Origin of the sequence: Pseudomonas sp. OV546 (assembly GCF_900116845.1) — a bacterium.
GTDB lineage: Bacteria > Pseudomonadota > Gammaproteobacteria > Pseudomonadales > Pseudomonadaceae > Aquipseudomonas > Aquipseudomonas petroselini.
In genome coordinates, this window is the sequence record NZ_FPCE01000003.1 from 1 (window position 1) to 14,517 (window position 14,517).

The window sequence follows — 14,517 nt, forward strand, 5'->3', positions numbered from 1 at the left end:
GAGGCGAATTCTACAGCGTTACACGCTGCTGTCAACACCTCTTTTTCCCCGCTTTCGACCGAGAGGATCGAAACGTTAATAGAGCCAAACAACACCGCTCTACCAACTCCTTCTGGGCTTCGATGAACTGAAGCAACTCGCTGTCGAATTCTGCGTAACTCTTTGTTTACCAAGGAGTTTTCCGTTTCGACTGCGCCGGAAGTGGGGCGAATTATAGACAGATATAATTCGCCGTCAACACTTAATTTCAGGTTTATTCGGATTTGAGCGTAATACGCGCAAATGCCTTCTTCCCCGCCTGGCATACGTGGGTGCTACCCAGCCCGCATATAAAGGTACGATCTACGACCTCACCATCTACACGCACACCACCCGAACCCAACAGGTCACGCGCAACCGCCGAGTTCTTCACCAAACCTGCTTTATTAAGGACGGCAGCGATTGGCATCGCTTCGGCAGCAGACAGCTCGATCTCCGGCAGATCATCCGGCAGCTCGCCGTCCTTCATGCGATTGCCCGCAGCACGATGAGCATTAGCCGCTGCTTCGTCACCATGGAAGCGCGCAACAATCTCTTCCGCCAGCTTGATCTTCACGTCACGCGGATTGGCGCCTGCCTCTACATCAGCACGCAGCGCATTGATCTCATCCATCGAGCGGAAGCTCAGCAATTCGAAGTAACGCCACATCAGCGCATCAGGAATCGAAACCAGCTTGCCGTACATCACGCCAGGGGCTTCCTGGATACCAACATAGTTACCCAGAGACTTGGACATCTTCTTGACGCCATCCAACCCCTCCAGCAACGGCATAGTCAGAATGCACTGGGCCTCCTGTCCATACGCACGCTGCAGCTCACGCCCCATCAGCAGGTTGAACTTCTGATCGGTGCCGCCGAGCTCAACATCCGCACGCAACGCCACCGAGTCGTAACCCTGAACCAGCGGATAGAGGAACTCATGAATGGCGATCGGCTGATTGGTGGAGTAGCGCTTGTCGAAGTCATCACGCTCAAGCATGCGTGCGACGGTGTACTGGGAGGTCAGGCGAATGAAATCAGCCGGCCCCATCTGATCCATCCAAGTGGAGTTGAACGCCACCTCGGTCTTGGCCGGATCAAGGATCTTGAATACCTGCGTCTTGTAGGTCTCGGCGTTATCGAGAACCTGCTCGCGAGTCAGCGGAGGGCGCGTGGCACTCTTGCCGCTCGGATCGCCGATCATCCCGGTGAAATCACCTATAAGGAAGATGACCTGATGCCCCAGCTCCTGGAACTGGCGCAGCTTATTAATAAGCACGGTATGGCCCAGGTGCAAATCCGGCGCAGTGGGATCAAAGCCAGCCTTAATACGCAGGGGTTGGCCACGCTTGAGCTTTTCGATCAGCTCGGCCTCGACCAACAGTTCTTCCGCACCACGTTTTATCAGCGCTAGCTGCTCTTCAACCGACTTCATAACAGACCCGCAAGGCTCAGATTCAAAAGGGAACCAACCATACAAGATCAGGGACTAATTACAAGTTTTGCCCTGCGAACGGACACCGTTCAGCAAGCCCAGCGTTCGCGAGCTTGCGCCACAGATGATTTGGTTATATTTTATACAGTTATTTCATCTTCATCATGTCATTCATCTTTTCCATTTCATCTTCAAAGTCAAATTACCTATGACCACTGAACCGTCTAAAGCGCCGCCGCTTTACCCGAAGACCCACCTGCTCGCCGCAAGTGGTATCGCCGCCCTTCTCAGCCTGGCACTCCTGGTATTCCCTTCCAGTGACGTAGAAGCCAAACGAACATCCCTGAGCCTTGACTTGGAAAGTCCGGTTGAACAACTGACACAAGATCAAGACGCTTCCGACGCACAACAAGCCACAAATGCTCCAGTGGACTCACCGTTCGCCCAGATAGAAAATAGCCCGGAAGACACACAGCAAGCCGCTCAGACCAAGGCCGCGCCGACTGTAGACACAGCCAAGAATCCCCAGCACCGCGAAGTCATCGTTGGCAAGGGCGATACGCTCTCGACGCTATTCGAGAAAGTCGGTATCCCCGCAGCCACCGTCAACGAAGTACTCGCCAGCGACAAACAAGCCAAGCAGTTCACCCAGCTCAAACGCGGTCAAAAGCTGGAATTCGAACTGACACCCGACGGACAGCTCAACAACCTGCACAGCAATGTCAGCGACCTCGAAAGCATCACTCTGACTAAAGGCGCCAAAGGCTTTGCCTTCAACCGCGTCACCACCAAGCCGGTGATGCGCTCCGCCTATGTACACGGCGTAATCAACAGCTCGCTGTCGCAATCCGCGGCCCGCGCCGGCCTGTCCCACAGTATGACCATGGACATGGCCAGCGTGTTCGGCTACGACATCGACTTCGCCCAGGACATCCGCCAAGGCGACGAATTCGATGTGATCTATGAGCAGAAAGTCGCGAATGGCAAAGTGGTCGGCACCGGTAATATTCTCTCCGCACGCTTTACCAACCGTGGCAAGACCTACACCGCCGTGCGCTACACCAACAAACAAGGCAACAGCAGCTACTACACCGCCGACGGCAATAGCATGCGCAAAGCCTTCATCCGCACGCCGGTAGACTTCGCTCGCATTAGCTCGCGTTTCTCCATGGGTCGCAAGCATCCAATTCTGAACAAAATCCGCGCCCACAAAGGCGTCGACTACGCTGCCCCGCGCGGCACGCCAATCAAGGCGGCCGGCGACGGTAAAGTGCTATTGGCCGGACGCCGTGGTGGTTACGGTAATACCGTGATCATCCAGCACGGGAACACCTACCGCACCCTGTATGGCCACATGCAAGGCTTCGCCAAGGGCGTGCAAACCGGCGGCACCGTCAAGCAAGGCCAGGTGATCGGCTACATCGGCACTACCGGCCTGTCCACCGGCCCGCACTTGCACTACGAATTCCAGGTTAATGGTGTGCACGTCGACCCGCTGGGCCAAAAACTGCCAATGGCCGATCCGATCGCCAAGGCCGAGCGCGCTCGATTCATGCAACAGAGCCAGCCGTTGATGGCGCGCATGGACCAAGAGCGCTCCACCCTGCTGGCTTCGGCGAAGCGTTAAGGTATGTCGCTCTATATAGGTGTGATGTCCGGGACCAGTCTCGATGGCCTGGACATCGCTTTGATCGAGCAGGACCCGGCGATCAAACTGATCGCCACGCACTACCTCCCCATGCCGGATACCCTGCGCACCGAGCTGCTCGCCCTGTGCGCCAGCGGCCCGGATGAGATCGCCCGCTCAGCAATCGCCCAACAGAAATGGGTGAACCTGGCAGCACAGGGCATTCACGCATTACTCGTTCAGCAACACCTCAAGCCCCAGGACATCCGCGCGATCGGCAGCCATGGCCAGACCATCCGCCATGAACCCGCCCGGGGCTTTACCGTGCAGATCGGCAATCCGGCCTTGCTCACCGAGCTGACCAACATCACCGTGGTCAGCGACTTCCGCAGCCGCGATGTCGCCGCCGGCGGCCAGGGCGCCCCGCTGGTCCCGGCATTCCATGAAGCACTGTTTGGTGAACGCACCGGCAACCGTGCCGTATTGAATGTGGGCGGTTTCAGCAATCTCAGCCTGATCGAGACCGGTAAACCTGTAGCCGGATTCGATTGCGGCCCAGGCAATGTGCTGTTGGATGCCTGGATTCACCAACAACGCAGCGAGCACTTTGATCGCGATGGTCAGTGGGCTGCCAGCGGCAAGGTTGAGCCCCAACTGCTCAATGCCCTGCTCAGCGATCCATTCTTCGTGGCCAAGGGCCCCAAGAGCACTGGGCGCGAAGTGTTCAACCTGGAATGGCTGCATCAACACCTTGGCCGTCTCCCCGCATTCGAACCTCAAGATGTGCAGGCCACGCTGCTGGAGCTGACCGCGCTCACCATCGTCGAGTCGTTGCAGTCCGCCCAACCCCAGACAGAAACACTGCTGGTGTGTGGCGGTGGCGCTCACAACGCCACGCTGATGAATCGCCTGGCAGCCCTGCTACCGTCAACCCACGTCAGCAGCACCGCCACCTATGGCGTAGACCCCGACTGGGTCGAGGCAATGGCCTTCGCGTGGCTGGCCCATTGCTGCCTCGAAGGCATCGCGGCCAACCGCCCGAGCGTCACCGGCTCACGCGGGCTTCGGGTGCTGGGCGCGATATATCCCGCCTGACCGCCCCCATAATCCGTAGACAGCAAAACGCCGCTTGGCCTATCAAAGCCAAGCGGCGTTTCTGTACTGCTATAGATCAGATCGAGAACGAAGACCCACAACCACAGGTGGTCGTAGCATTAGGGTTCTTGATCACGAAACGTGAACCCTCCAGACCTTCCTGGTAATCCACCTCGGCACCTGCCAAGTACTGGAAACTCATTGGGTCCACGACCAGGCTTACGCCCTCGCGCTCAACGATGGTGTCATCATCGGCCACATCTTCATCGAAGGTAAAACCGTACTGAAACCCTGAACAACCGCCGCCCGTAACGAATACGCGCAGCTTCAAGCGATCATTACCCTCTTCATCGACCAGGCTCTTCACCTTGTGCGCAGCACCGTGGGTGAATTGCAAAGCCGTGGGGGTGAAGGATTCAACGCTCATGCTGATAATCTCCCGGCGTAGCGCCGCCATATGCGTAATGACGGGCATTATCCGCTTCTCCTAGAAAAGCGGTCAACTATTGTTACGGTATATCAATCTGCCTAGCCGCCATCAAAAACACAAAAGGCCCGATCATCGGGCCTTTTGCGCAACCACCTGAAAACCTTAAGGCAGCATGCCCGCGTGGGACAGGCCCTGCTTCTCGTCCAGGCCAAACAGGATGTTCATGTTCTGCACCGCCTGGCCCGACGCGCCCTTGACCAAGTTATCAATCACCGACAACACCACGACCAAGTCGCCATCTTGTGGACGGTGCACCGCAATCCGGCACACGTTGGCGCCGCGCACGCTGCGGGTTTCCGGATGGCTGCCGGCAGGCATTACGTCGACGAACGGTTCGTTGGCATAACGCTTTTCGAACAGCGCCTGCAGGTCTACCGAGCGATCAACCACTGTGGCGTACAACGTGGAATGAATGCCACGGATCATCGGCGTCAGGTGCGGCACGAACGTCAGGCCCACGTCCTGACCGGCGGCACGCCGCAGCCCCTGGCGGATTTCCGGCAAGTGGCGATGCCCTTTTACCGCATAGGCTTTCATGCTTTCCGACGTCTCGGAGTACAGCGAACCCACCGCTGCACCACGACCGGCGCCGCTCACACCGGACTTGCAGTCCGCGATCAAGCGCGAGACATCTGCCAACCCGGCTTCGAGCAACGGCAGGAAGCCCAGCTGTGTGGCCGTTGGATAGCAACCCGGCACCGCGATCAGGCGCGCCTGCTTGATCTGCTCACGATTGACCTCCGGCAGGCCATACACCGCTTCTTCCAACAGCTCTGGCGCACCGTGAGGCTGGCCATACCACTTGGCCCACTCATCAGCATCCTGCAAACGGAAATCCGCCGACAGGTCGATCACCTTGGTACCAGCAGCCAGCAGTTCACCGGCCAATGCATGGGCCACACCATGAGGCGTGGCAAAGAACACCACGTCGCATGCACCCAGGGTGCTGATGTCAGGGACACTGAACGCCAGGCCGTCGTAATGGCCTCGCAGGTTCGGGTACATGTCGGCCACGGCCAGGCCGGCCTCGGATCGGGAGGTGATGACCACCACCTCAGCTTGCGGATGCTGAGCCAACAGACGCAGCAATTCGACACCGGTGTAACCCGTGCCGCCGACGATACCGACCTTGACCATAAACCTGCCCTCAACGAACCCACTGGAAAGCCGTCGATAATAGGGGCCGCATCGTCCTGCGACAACCGTCAACGTGACGTACGGGCGCATGAGCCACTACTATCTTCAGTTACCGTGAACCTGGGAATAACTAAAAATGCTTTATCTATGGGTCAAAGCCTTCCACATCGTCAGCATCGTCTGCTGGTTTGCCGGGCTGTTCTACCTGCCGCGCCTGTTCGTTTACCACGCCCAGAGCGAGGACGCCGTCAGCAAGGAGCGTTTCAGTGTCATGGAGCGTAAGCTGTACCGCGGCATCATGGGCCCGGCGATGCTGGCTTCGCTGGTATTCGGTATCTGGCTGATCGCACTCAACCCCGGCATCTTTCAATCGGGCGCCTGGATCCACGCCAAGTTGACCCTGGTGGTGTTCCTGATCGGCTACCACCATATGTGCGGCGCACAGGTAAAACGTTTTGCCCGTGGCGAAAACACCCGCAGCCATGTCTTTTATCGCTGGTTCAATGAAGTGCCCGTTCTGATATTGCTGGCTATCGTAATTTTGGTCGTGGTCAAACCGTTCTAACTTCAATGACTCGGGGTACCTCCAATGTCGCTGCCCGCTCTGCTTGAACACCGTCTGCGCCTGCCCGTCGTGGCTGCGCCGATGTTCCTTATCTCCAACCCGCAATTGGTCCTGGCGTGCTGCCGCAACGGGGTGGTAGGGAGTTTCCCGGCGCTTAACCAACGCGAAAGCAGCGGGTTCAAGGCCTGGCTGGAAGAAATCGAAGCGGGCCTGGCACAACTGGATGATCCCGCGCCCTACGCCGTCAACCTGATCGTGCACAACAGCAACCCGCGCCTGGAGGCGGACCTGGCGATTTGCGTCGAACACAAAGTGCCGATCGTCATTACCAGTCTGGGCGCCGTGAAGGAGTTGGTGGACGCCGTGCACAGTTACGGTGGCCTGGTGTTCCACGACGTCACCACCCGCCGCCACGCCGAGAAGGCCGCCGAAGCCGGCGTGGATGGCCTGATCGCCGTTGCGGCCGGCGCCGGTGGCCACGCCGGCACCTGGAGCCCTTTCTCGCTGATTGCCGAGATCCGCCAATTCTTCGACAAAACCCTGCTGCTGGCCGGCTGCCTCAACCATGGGCACGAGATTCTCGCCGCCCAGTTGCTCGGCGCAGACTTGGCCTATTTCGGCACGCGGTTCATCGGCACCACCGAAAGCCACGCCCCGGATGCGTATAAAGAGATGCTGCTCACATCGCGCGCCGCCGACATCGTGCACACTCCTGCTGTCTCCGGCGTGCCCGCGAGCTTTATGCGCCAGAGCCTGGAAAACGCCGGTTTCGATCTCGCCGCCCTGCAAGGCAAGGGCGAGGTCAACTTTGGCTCCAAGCTCAAGCCGTTGAGCGACGAGGCCAAGGCGTGGAAGACTGTATGGTCTGCCGGCCAAGGTGTCGGTGAGATTGATGATTTACCCAGCGTCGATGAACTGGTTGCTCGCCTGGATGCCGAATACCGCAAGGCACGCGAACAAGCCGCTCAACTGCGCTGGCCACGCTGACCCAACCGCAAGGCCTGCCAATTACACAGGCCTGCCCTCCTCCCTGAATAAGTGACAAGGAAGCCCGCATGAGCGACAACCGTTTCAAGATTGTGTTTGATGGAGCCTTGCTCCCGGGTGTCGAAAGCACCACGGCCAAACTGAACCTGGCCGAGCTGTTCAAGAGCGAAGTCGAAGCCATCGAGAAGCTCTTCACCGGCCGCACGGTCGCGCTCAAACGCGACCTGTCCCGTCCAGACGCCGAAACCTACCTCACTGCGCTGAAAAACGCCGGTGTCGATGCACGTATCGAAGCCGAACAGCCCGTGGCCTTCAGCCTCGCCGAAACCCATGAAACGGATTCCGGCGCTTCCGACTTCTCCCGCCCGGCCGCCTCCCCCTACGCACCGCCGCGTGCCGCGGTAGGTGAGCACCTGCCGGAATACGCCACCCTCAAGGTTTTCACTATCCACGGGCGTATTGGCCGTCTGCGCTACCTGGCCTGGACCCTGGTGTTGACCCTGGCGATGCTGGTTGCGGGTGGCATCATCAGTACCGTGAGCTTTGCCGTGGCCACCGCATCGCCGACGGCAGGCACTATCCTCGGGGTACTGCTGGGTCTCGCGCTGTTTGTGGCGCTTGTCTGGGTCAGCGTACAGATCGGTGTGCAGCGCCTGCACGACCTGGGTTGGTCCGGCTGGCTGTACTTCCTCAACCTCGTCCCACTGGTGAACAGCGTTTTCCCGATCCTGTTGCTGGTATTGCCGGGGAACGCGGGCGCCAACCAATATGGCGCACCACCACCCCGCAACTCCACGGCGGTAAAAGTCCTGGCCACGCTGTGGCTGGCGTTTATTCCGATCATGCTGGCCATCGTGGTCACCCTGGGCATGAACGGTTACCTGAACCAACTCGAAGCCAACATGGACAGCGGCTACGAAAGCAGTTCCATCACCTCCGATGAAGACGCTGACCAAAGCGCGACCGTAGAAGAAGACGAAGCGCAGAGTGCTGACGAAGCGGGCGAACCTGTAGACTCTCCAGAACAGTAAAGAAACACCACCGGCCTGCGATGCCTCTGTCGCAGGCTCGGCGGTGTTGCGATGGAGAAAGGCATGACCCGTTACGCTCTGATCACCGGTGCCTCCAGCGGCATCGGCCTGGCCTTGGCCGAAGCACTGGCCCGGCGCGGCCGCAGCTTGATTCTGGTGGCCCGCCAGCGTGATCAGTTGGAAAGCATTGCTATCGAATTGACCCAACGGTTTGGCGTCGAGGTGCTGTTCCGGGCCTGCGACCTGGGCGAGCCACTGCGCTTGTCCGGGTTCCTGCTGGAGCTTGAAGAAGGTGAGCGGCAGATCGACCTGCTGGTCAACTGTGCCGGCATTGGTACCAGCGGGCCGTTCCTGGCCCAGGACTGGATGACCGAACAAGACCTCATGGAGGTCAACATCCTCGCTCTGACCCGCATGTGCCACGCACTTGGCAACACCATGGCGCTGCACGGTGGCGGGCAGATTCTCAATGTGGCGTCCATCGCGGCGTTTCAGCCGGGCCCGTGGATGAGCACCTACTACGCCAGCAAGGCCTACGTACTGCACTTTTCCGAAGGCCTGCGCGAAGAGTTGAAAACCTGCGGCATCAAGGTCTCGGTCCTTTGCCCCGGCCCGACCCGCACCGCGTTCTTCGGCACCGCGCAAATGGACACCGCCAAGCTCGACCGCAGCCAACAACTGATGAGCCCCGAAGAAGTGGCGCTCTACACCGTGCGCGCCCTGGAAAAGAACAAAGCCATCATCATTCCCGGCCGACGCAACCGCTGGATAGCCTTCAGCCCGCGCTTCAGCCCTCGCTGGCTGACCCGCAAGATCGCCGGCGCCATCAACAAGGCCTATTGCCCGCGCTGACCGGCTGGGTACACTCACCCTGCATACTCATAATGGAGAAACAGCTGTGGATACTCTGTTCACCAAGATCATCAACAGAGAAATACCCGCGAAGATTATCTACGAAGACGACCAGGTTCTGGCCTTCCACGATATCGCGCCGCAGGCCCCCGTGCATTTCCTGGTCATTCCGAAGAAACCGATCCGGACCTTGAATGACCTGACGGAAGACGATAAAGCCCTTGCCGGCCATATCCTGTTCACCGCCCAGCGCCTGGCCGTTGAACAAGGCTGTGAAAAAGGGTTTCGTGTGGTGATGAACTGCAATGAAGACGGCGGGCAAACCGTTTATCACATCCATATGCATGTGCTGGGTCAGCGCCAGATGAACTGGCCGCCGGGCTGATTCCCCTCGGAACAAGGGTCACGGCCTCGGGCTGCGACCCTATGCCCCTGACTCAGCGCAAACGCTTCCCCCTCTCTTGCGGTAAACTGGCCGCCGAGATTCTTCCCGGAGGTCAGCATGACTACCCAACGTCACTACTCGCCGATTGACCGTCTGTTGCTGCAAGCCGACATGGCCATGCGCACGCTGCTGCCCTTCAGCGGCCAACCGTATCGCCCGTCGCCCGCCATCGTGCAGCCCGACGCACAGATGAGCGAGACCGAGACCCGACACGTCGCCGGCCTGATGCGCATCAACCATACCGGCGAAGTCTGTGCCCAGGCGCTGTATCAAGGCCAGGCCCTGACCGCCAAGCTGCCGCAGGTTCGCGCAGCCATGGAGCATGCCGCCGAGGAAGAAATCGATCACCTGGCCTGGTGCGAGCAACGCATTCGCCAACTCGGCAGCCACCCGAGCGTGCTGAACCCGCTGTTTTATGGCCTGTCGTTTGGGATCGGTGCCGCTGCCGGCCTGATCAGTGACAAAGTCAGCCTCGGTTTTGTCGCAGCCACCGAACATCAAGTGTGCAAGCACTTGGATGAGCATCTGGAACAACTGCCCGCCGAAGACGAAAAGTCCCGGGCGATTCTTGAGCAGATGCGCATCGATGAAGAACATCACGCCGAAAGCGCGCTGGATGCAGGCGGTTTCCGCTTCCCCGCGCCGGTCAGGTTTGGCATGAGCTTATTGGCCAAGGTCATGACCAAGAGCACCTACCGCATCTAAACGCATCAAATCCGAGCCACAAAAAAAGGGCGCCTCCAAAGCGCCCTTTCTTTTTGCCCGCCGATTGAGCGATCAACCGACCTCGATGATTTCGTAATCATGGGTGATGGCCACACCGGCCGCGCCGAGCATGATGGACGCCGAGCAGTACTTCTCAGCGGACAACTCGATGGCACGCTTGACCTGGGCTTCTTTCAGCGCCCGGCCCTTCACCACGAAATGCATGTGGATCTTGGTAAATACCTTGGGATCTTCAGTGGCACGCTCGGCTTCCAGGAAGGCTTCGCAGCTTTCCACGGCCTGACGGGATTTTTTCAGGATGCTGACCACGTCGAAATTGCTGCAACCGCCCACGCCAAGCAGGAGCATTTCCATCGGGCGTACGCCCAGGTTACGGCCACCGGCTTCCGGCGGGCCATCCATGACCACCACATGGCCACTGCCCGACTCACCGAGGAACATGGCTTCGCCCGCCCATTGGATGCGTGCCTTCATCGCCCAGACTCCACTGCTAAAAAAGGGTCGCCAGCTTAGCACAGCGCTCGCTGGCGTCAGCGTTTGCGACAAAAGTGATCAATTGCAGGGGCTACGCGGAAAAATTGCCTAATCGAGACAGAATGTGTCTGTTAAGCTGGCGCCAAATCGATGGCGTATTGCCACCCTTTATACAGCGTGTATCAATGCCGATACCGATGAATACAACAACTCCAACTACCTCGCGCAGTCTTTTCGGGATACAACCATGGTTGCTCTTACTCCCATACCCAAGATCAAGAATCTCGACAAACTGCTGATGCATTGCCAGCGCCGTCGCCACCCGGCCAAGCACAACATCATCTGCGCCGGCGAACGTTCCGATACGCTGTACTTCATTATCAAAGGCTCGGTCACCATCCTGATTGAGGATGAAGACGGCCGTGAAATGATCATCGCCTACCTGAACACCGGGGACTTCTTTGGGGAACTGGGGCTGTTCGAACAAGCCGGCAAGGAACAGGAACGCAGCGCCTGGGTGCGGGCCAAGGTCGAGTGCGAAGTGGCCGAGATCAGCTATGCCAAATTCCGCGAGCTGGCCCAGCAGGATCCCGACATCCTATACGCCCTCAGCGGCCAGATTGCCCAGCGGCTGCGCGACACCACGCGCAAGGTCGGCGACCTGGCATTCTTTGACGTCACCGGCCGCGTCGCCCGCTGCCTCCTGGACTTGTGCAAGCAACCTGACGCCATGACCCACCCCGATGGCATGCAGATCAAGGTCACACGCCAGGAAATCGGGCGTATTGTCGGCTGTTCACGGGAGATGGTCGGCCGCGTGCTCAAAGACTTGGAAGAACGCAACCTGGTGCACGTCAAAGGCAAGACGATGGTGGTGTTCGGTACCCGTTAAACCGGCAGGAAGCTGGCCAACATTTGACGGTACAAGGTATCCAGCCGGCTGATCGCATCCGGCGCCGGGAAGGCTTCGTGCAGGGCGATATGGCTGTCGGCACGCACCCGCTGGTCGAGACCGCAGGCTTCATTGAAGCGGTTGACCGCTGCAATCAGCGCTTCGCGATCGTTATCCAACAACAAAGCCCCGTGCACCAGCCCCACCGGGCGGCCACCACTTTGTCGCCAACGTTGAGCCGTACCGACCATTTTGCGGCCATCGAGGTTGACGTTGTAGCGACCGTCGCAAAACGCACCATCGATCTCGCCGACGGAGGCATCGCCCCCCAGCTCGATCAAAAAATCGCAGATGGGCTGACACAGCCGCTGGTAACCGGTTTCGATGCGCCCCTGATCGCCTTCGCTGCGCGGCGGGGCGTAGACGAGGGCAATGTTGACCGTGGCGCTCGATTGCGGCACTGGCTCACCGCCGGTTTCACGCAGCAATACCGGCCACCCGGCGTCGGACGATACCTGGCTGGCGGTCTCGAACGCCGGTAGCCGACTCAGACGACGCGGCATCACCAACGCTTGATCGCTGGGTTGCCAGAACAGCAGGCCGAATTCCTGCTCGCCGGCGCACACAGCCGCCAGCAGCGCCTGCTCGGCAGCCAGGCCCGCTTCAACCGTCATCGACACCGGCTTAACCATCAAACACTTACCTATCTGAATAAACACAAAACCCAATGTGGAGGGGGCTTGCCCCCGATAGCTTTAGATCAGTCAGTACAGGTATTGACTGACACCCCGCTATCGGGAGCAAGCCCCCTCACACATGCTCGATTGCATTTCAAATCGTGACTGTGTTCAAGTCAGTCTAATGTCGAACCACTGACCGCCACGCCACGCTCCGGGAAGAACAAGCGCTGCAGCTCCGCCCCCGGGTTTTCAGCGCGCATGAAGGTCTCGCCCACCAGGAACGAATACACGCCGCTGATTTCCATCAGTTCCACATCGGCACGGTTGACGATGCCACTCTCGGTAATCACCAGACGGTCACGCGGAATACGCGGCAGCAGGTCGAGGGTGTTTTCCAGGCTGACTTCGAAGGTGTGCAGGTTACGGTTGTTGACCCCCACCAGCGGTGTGTCGAGGGTTTTCAGGGCGCGTTCCAGCTCATCGCCATCGTGCACCTCCACCAGTACGTCCAGGCCGACGCTTTTGGCGACGGCAGCCAGTTCGGCCATCTTCACGTCATCCAACGCGGAAACGATCAACAGCACGCAGTCGGCGCCCAGGGCACGGGCTTCGACGATCTGGTACGGGTCAACCATGAAATCCTTGCGGATCACCGGCAACTTGCACGCAGCGCGGGCTTGCTGCAGGAACAGGTCGGAACCCTGGAAGTAGTCGATATCGGTCAGCACCGAGAGGCAGGTCGCCCCGCCCTTCTCATAGCTCTTGGCAATGTCTTCAGGAATGAAGATCTCGCGAATCACACCTTTGCTCGGCGAAGCTTTCTTGACCTCGGCAATGACCGCAGGCTGCTTGAGCTTGGCCTGGGCGATCAAGGCATTGGCAAAGCCACGCGGTGCATCAGCGACCTTCGCCTGGGCTTCAAGCTCGGCCAGGCTGACACGGGCGCGACGCTCGGCGACTTCTTCAGCTTTGCGGGCCAGGATTTTTTCCAGAACGGTCGGCACACTCATCCTTCATTCTCCATCTTGAATACTGCGGTGAATGCCCCGAGTTCTTCGAGCTTCTCGCGAGCCAGACCGGTGTGCAGTGCATCGTGGGCCAAGGCGACACCTTCCTTAAGACTATAGGCATGGTCCGCCGCATAAAGTGCCGCGCCAGCATTCAGAACAATCATCTCAGCAGCTTTTTGGCCGTTCTCGGTCTTGCGACGCCCCAACGCATCGCGAATCAACTCCAGGGACGCCGCCGGGCTTTCCACCGCCAAGCCATGCAGGCTCTGGCTCTTCATACCCAAATCTTCCGGCTCGACCCAGTATTCGGTGATTTGGTCGTTCTTTAGTTCCGCCACGAACGTCGGTGCCGCCAGGCTGAACTCGTCCAAGCCGTCTTTGGAATGCACCACCAGCACATGCTTGCTGCCCATGCGCTGCAGCACTTCGGCCAAAGGCCGGCACAGCGCCTGGCTGAACACGCCTACCACCTGGTGCTTCACACCGGCCGGATTCGTAAGCGGGCCGAGCATGTTGAACAGGGTGCGTAGGCCGAGGTCCTTGCGTGGGCCGGCGGCATGCTTCATTGCACCATGATGAGATTGGGCAAACATGAAGCCGATGCCGACGTTATCAATACAACGCGCCACTTGAACCGGGGTCAGGTTCAGGTAGATGCCCGCCGCTTCGAGCAAATCGGCACTGCCGCTCTTGCCAGACACGGCACGGTTACCGTGCTTGGCCACGGTGCAACCCGCCGAAGCAACAACAAAAGACGACGCCGTCGAGACGTTGAAGATGTTCGCACCGTCACCGCCGGTGCCGACCACGTCGACCACGCCGTCGAGGGTCTTGAGCTCAACCTTGTCCGCCAGCTCGCGCATGACCGATACCGCGCCGACGATCTCGTCGATGCTCTCGCTCTTCATGCGCATCGCCATCATGAACGCGCCGATCTGCGCATCGGTGCACTGACCGGTCATGATTTCGCGCATCACATCGCTCATTTCAGCGGTGCTCAGGTCCAGATGGCCGACGATACGGCTCAGGGCAGTCTTGATATCCATGGAAAGT

The 14,517-nt window shown here is 59.2% G+C and carries 16 protein-coding genes; 9 read left to right on the forward strand and 7 right to left on the reverse strand.

The genetic code is table 11. From position 1 onward, the window contains the following. Positions 1-253: 253 nt before the first annotated feature. Positions 254-1,453, reverse strand: a complete 1,200-nt coding sequence (tyrS, locus tag BM403_RS07980) for a tyrosine--tRNA ligase (protein ID WP_093542380.1) — start codon at positions 1,451-1,453, stop codon at positions 254-256. A gap of 208 nt (positions 1,454-1,661) precedes the next feature. On the opposite strand from tyrS, the gene BM403_RS07985 reads away from it, so the two are divergent. Continuing rightward, positions 1,662-3,080 (forward strand): peptidoglycan DD-metalloendopeptidase family protein, encoded by a 1,419-nt coding sequence (locus BM403_RS07985; RefSeq protein ID WP_046035026.1) that lies wholly within the window; start codon positions 1,662-1,664, stop codon positions 3,078-3,080. A 3-nt stretch (positions 3,081-3,083) separates the two neighbouring features. Then, entirely contained in the window at positions 3,084-4,175 is a 1,092-nt protein-coding gene (locus BM403_RS07990; RefSeq protein WP_093542382.1) for an anhydro-N-acetylmuramic acid kinase, read from the forward strand. Between the two features lie 76 nt (positions 4,176-4,251). Here BM403_RS07990 and erpA read toward each other — a convergent pair whose 3' ends face one another. Next, the gene (gene erpA, locus BM403_RS07995) at positions 4,252-4,602 is read right to left on the reverse strand and encodes an iron-sulfur cluster insertion protein ErpA (protein WP_003176443.1); all 351 of its coding nucleotides are present in this window, start codon (positions 4,600-4,602) and stop codon (positions 4,252-4,254) included. Positions 4,603-4,767: 165 nt separating this feature from the next. Then, positions 4,768-5,802 (reverse strand): N-acetyl-gamma-glutamyl-phosphate reductase, encoded by a 1,035-nt coding sequence (argC, locus tag BM403_RS08000; protein WP_093542384.1) that lies wholly within the window; start codon positions 5,800-5,802, stop codon positions 4,768-4,770. A 136-nt stretch (positions 5,803-5,938) separates the two neighbouring features. Here argC and hemJ point away from each other — a divergent pair, with 136 nt between their 5' ends. The 6 genes from hemJ to coq7 all read left to right on the forward strand — a co-directional run bounded on the left by hemJ (position 5,939) and on the right by coq7 (position 10,387). After that, entirely contained in the window at positions 5,939-6,367 is a 429-nt protein-coding gene (gene hemJ / locus BM403_RS08005; protein ID WP_015886147.1) for a protoporphyrinogen oxidase HemJ, read from the forward strand. A gap of 24 nt (positions 6,368-6,391) precedes the next feature. Then, positions 6,392-7,354, forward strand: coding sequence for an NAD(P)H-dependent flavin oxidoreductase (locus BM403_RS08010; protein ID WP_093542386.1), 963 nt, complete (start codon positions 6,392-6,394; stop codon positions 7,352-7,354). 68 nt (positions 7,355-7,422) lie between these two features. Next, the gene (locus BM403_RS08015; RefSeq protein WP_015886149.1) at positions 7,423-8,385 is read left to right on the forward strand and encodes a DUF805 domain-containing protein; all 963 of its coding nucleotides are present in this window, start codon (positions 7,423-7,425) and stop codon (positions 8,383-8,385) included. 63 nt (positions 8,386-8,448) lie between these two features. Further along, positions 8,449-9,237, forward strand: a complete 789-nt coding sequence (locus tag BM403_RS08020) for an SDR family NAD(P)-dependent oxidoreductase (protein ID WP_015886150.1) — start codon at positions 8,449-8,451, stop codon at positions 9,235-9,237. Positions 9,238-9,283: 46 nt separating this feature from the next. Then, on the forward strand, positions 9,284-9,622 hold the full coding sequence (locus tag BM403_RS08025; RefSeq protein WP_003194682.1) for a histidine triad nucleotide-binding protein: 339 nt from the start codon (positions 9,284-9,286) through the stop codon (positions 9,620-9,622). Positions 9,623-9,739: 117 nt separating this feature from the next. Then, on the forward strand, positions 9,740-10,387 hold the full coding sequence (gene coq7 / locus BM403_RS08030) for a 2-polyprenyl-3-methyl-6-methoxy-1,4-benzoquinone monooxygenase (protein ID WP_015886151.1): 648 nt from the start codon (positions 9,740-9,742) through the stop codon (positions 10,385-10,387). A 72-nt stretch (positions 10,388-10,459) separates the two neighbouring features. Here the strand turns inward: coq7 and BM403_RS08035 are convergent, their stop codons facing one another. Continuing rightward, positions 10,460-10,882, reverse strand: coding sequence for an OsmC family protein (locus BM403_RS08035; protein WP_015886152.1), 423 nt, complete (start codon positions 10,880-10,882; stop codon positions 10,460-10,462). A gap of 247 nt (positions 10,883-11,129) precedes the next feature. Here BM403_RS08035 and crp point away from each other — a divergent pair, with 247 nt between their 5' ends. Further along, a complete protein-coding gene (crp, locus tag BM403_RS08040) occupies positions 11,130-11,774 on the forward strand; it encodes a cAMP-activated global transcriptional regulator CRP (protein ID WP_015886153.1) in 645 nt (214 codons plus the stop codon). On the opposite strand, the gene BM403_RS08045 is transcribed toward crp, so the two are convergent. From BM403_RS08045 to trpD, 3 genes are all read right to left on the reverse strand, one after another. Then, positions 11,771-12,466, reverse strand: a complete 696-nt coding sequence (locus tag BM403_RS08045; protein ID WP_015886154.1) for a lipoate--protein ligase family protein — start codon at positions 12,464-12,466, stop codon at positions 11,771-11,773. The two genes, crp and BM403_RS08045, sit on opposite strands and share 4 nt — an antisense overlap. Positions 12,467-12,627: 161 nt before the next feature. Then, positions 12,628-13,464, reverse strand: coding sequence for an indole-3-glycerol phosphate synthase TrpC (gene trpC, locus BM403_RS08050; protein WP_015886155.1), 837 nt, complete (start codon positions 13,462-13,464; stop codon positions 12,628-12,630). Then, positions 13,461-14,510: an anthranilate phosphoribosyltransferase gene (gene trpD / locus BM403_RS08055; RefSeq protein WP_093542388.1), complete on the reverse strand. Its 1,050-nt coding sequence runs from the start codon at positions 14,508-14,510 to the stop codon at positions 13,461-13,463. Before trpD ends, trpC begins: the two co-directional genes overlap by 4 nt. Positions 14,511-14,517: the final 7 nt, after the last annotated feature.

What these genes read in the sequence shown, in the direction of transcription:
- tyrS (WP_093542380.1), bottom strand. Translation starts at nt 1,453, where the DNA reads ATGAAGTCGGTTGAAGAGCAGCTAGCGCTGATAAAACGTGGTGCGGAA.
- BM403_RS07985 (WP_046035026.1), top strand. Translation starts at nt 1,662, where the DNA reads ATGACCACTGAACCGTCTAAAGCGCCGCCGCTTTACCCGAAGACCCAC.
- BM403_RS07990 (WP_093542382.1), top strand. Translation starts at nt 3,084, where the DNA reads ATGTCGCTCTATATAGGTGTGATGTCCGGGACCAGTCTCGATGGCCTG.
- erpA (WP_003176443.1), bottom strand. Translation starts at nt 4,602, where the DNA reads ATGAGCGTTGAATCCTTCACCCCCACGGCTTTGCAATTCACCCACGGT.
- argC (WP_093542384.1), bottom strand. Translation starts at nt 5,802, where the DNA reads ATGGTCAAGGTCGGTATCGTCGGCGGCACGGGTTACACCGGTGTCGAA.
- hemJ (WP_015886147.1), top strand. Translation starts at nt 5,939, where the DNA reads ATGCTTTATCTATGGGTCAAAGCCTTCCACATCGTCAGCATCGTCTGC.
- BM403_RS08010 (WP_093542386.1), top strand. Translation starts at nt 6,392, where the DNA reads ATGTCGCTGCCCGCTCTGCTTGAACACCGTCTGCGCCTGCCCGTCGTG.
- BM403_RS08015 (WP_015886149.1), top strand. Translation starts at nt 7,423, where the DNA reads ATGAGCGACAACCGTTTCAAGATTGTGTTTGATGGAGCCTTGCTCCCG.
- BM403_RS08020 (WP_015886150.1), top strand. Translation starts at nt 8,449, where the DNA reads ATGACCCGTTACGCTCTGATCACCGGTGCCTCCAGCGGCATCGGCCTG.
- coq7 (WP_015886151.1), top strand. Translation starts at nt 9,740, where the DNA reads ATGACTACCCAACGTCACTACTCGCCGATTGACCGTCTGTTGCTGCAA.
- BM403_RS08035 (WP_015886152.1), bottom strand. Translation starts at nt 10,882, where the DNA reads ATGAAGGCACGCATCCAATGGGCGGGCGAAGCCATGTTCCTCGGTGAG.
- crp (WP_015886153.1), top strand. Translation starts at nt 11,130, where the DNA reads ATGGTTGCTCTTACTCCCATACCCAAGATCAAGAATCTCGACAAACTG.
- BM403_RS08045 (WP_015886154.1), bottom strand. Translation starts at nt 12,466, where the DNA reads ATGGTTAAGCCGGTGTCGATGACGGTTGAAGCGGGCCTGGCTGCCGAG.
- trpC (WP_015886155.1), bottom strand. Translation starts at nt 13,464, where the DNA reads ATGAGTGTGCCGACCGTTCTGGAAAAAATCCTGGCCCGCAAAGCTGAA.
- trpD (WP_093542388.1), bottom strand. Translation starts at nt 14,510, where the DNA reads ATGGATATCAAGACTGCCCTGAGCCGTATCGTCGGCCATCTGGACCTG.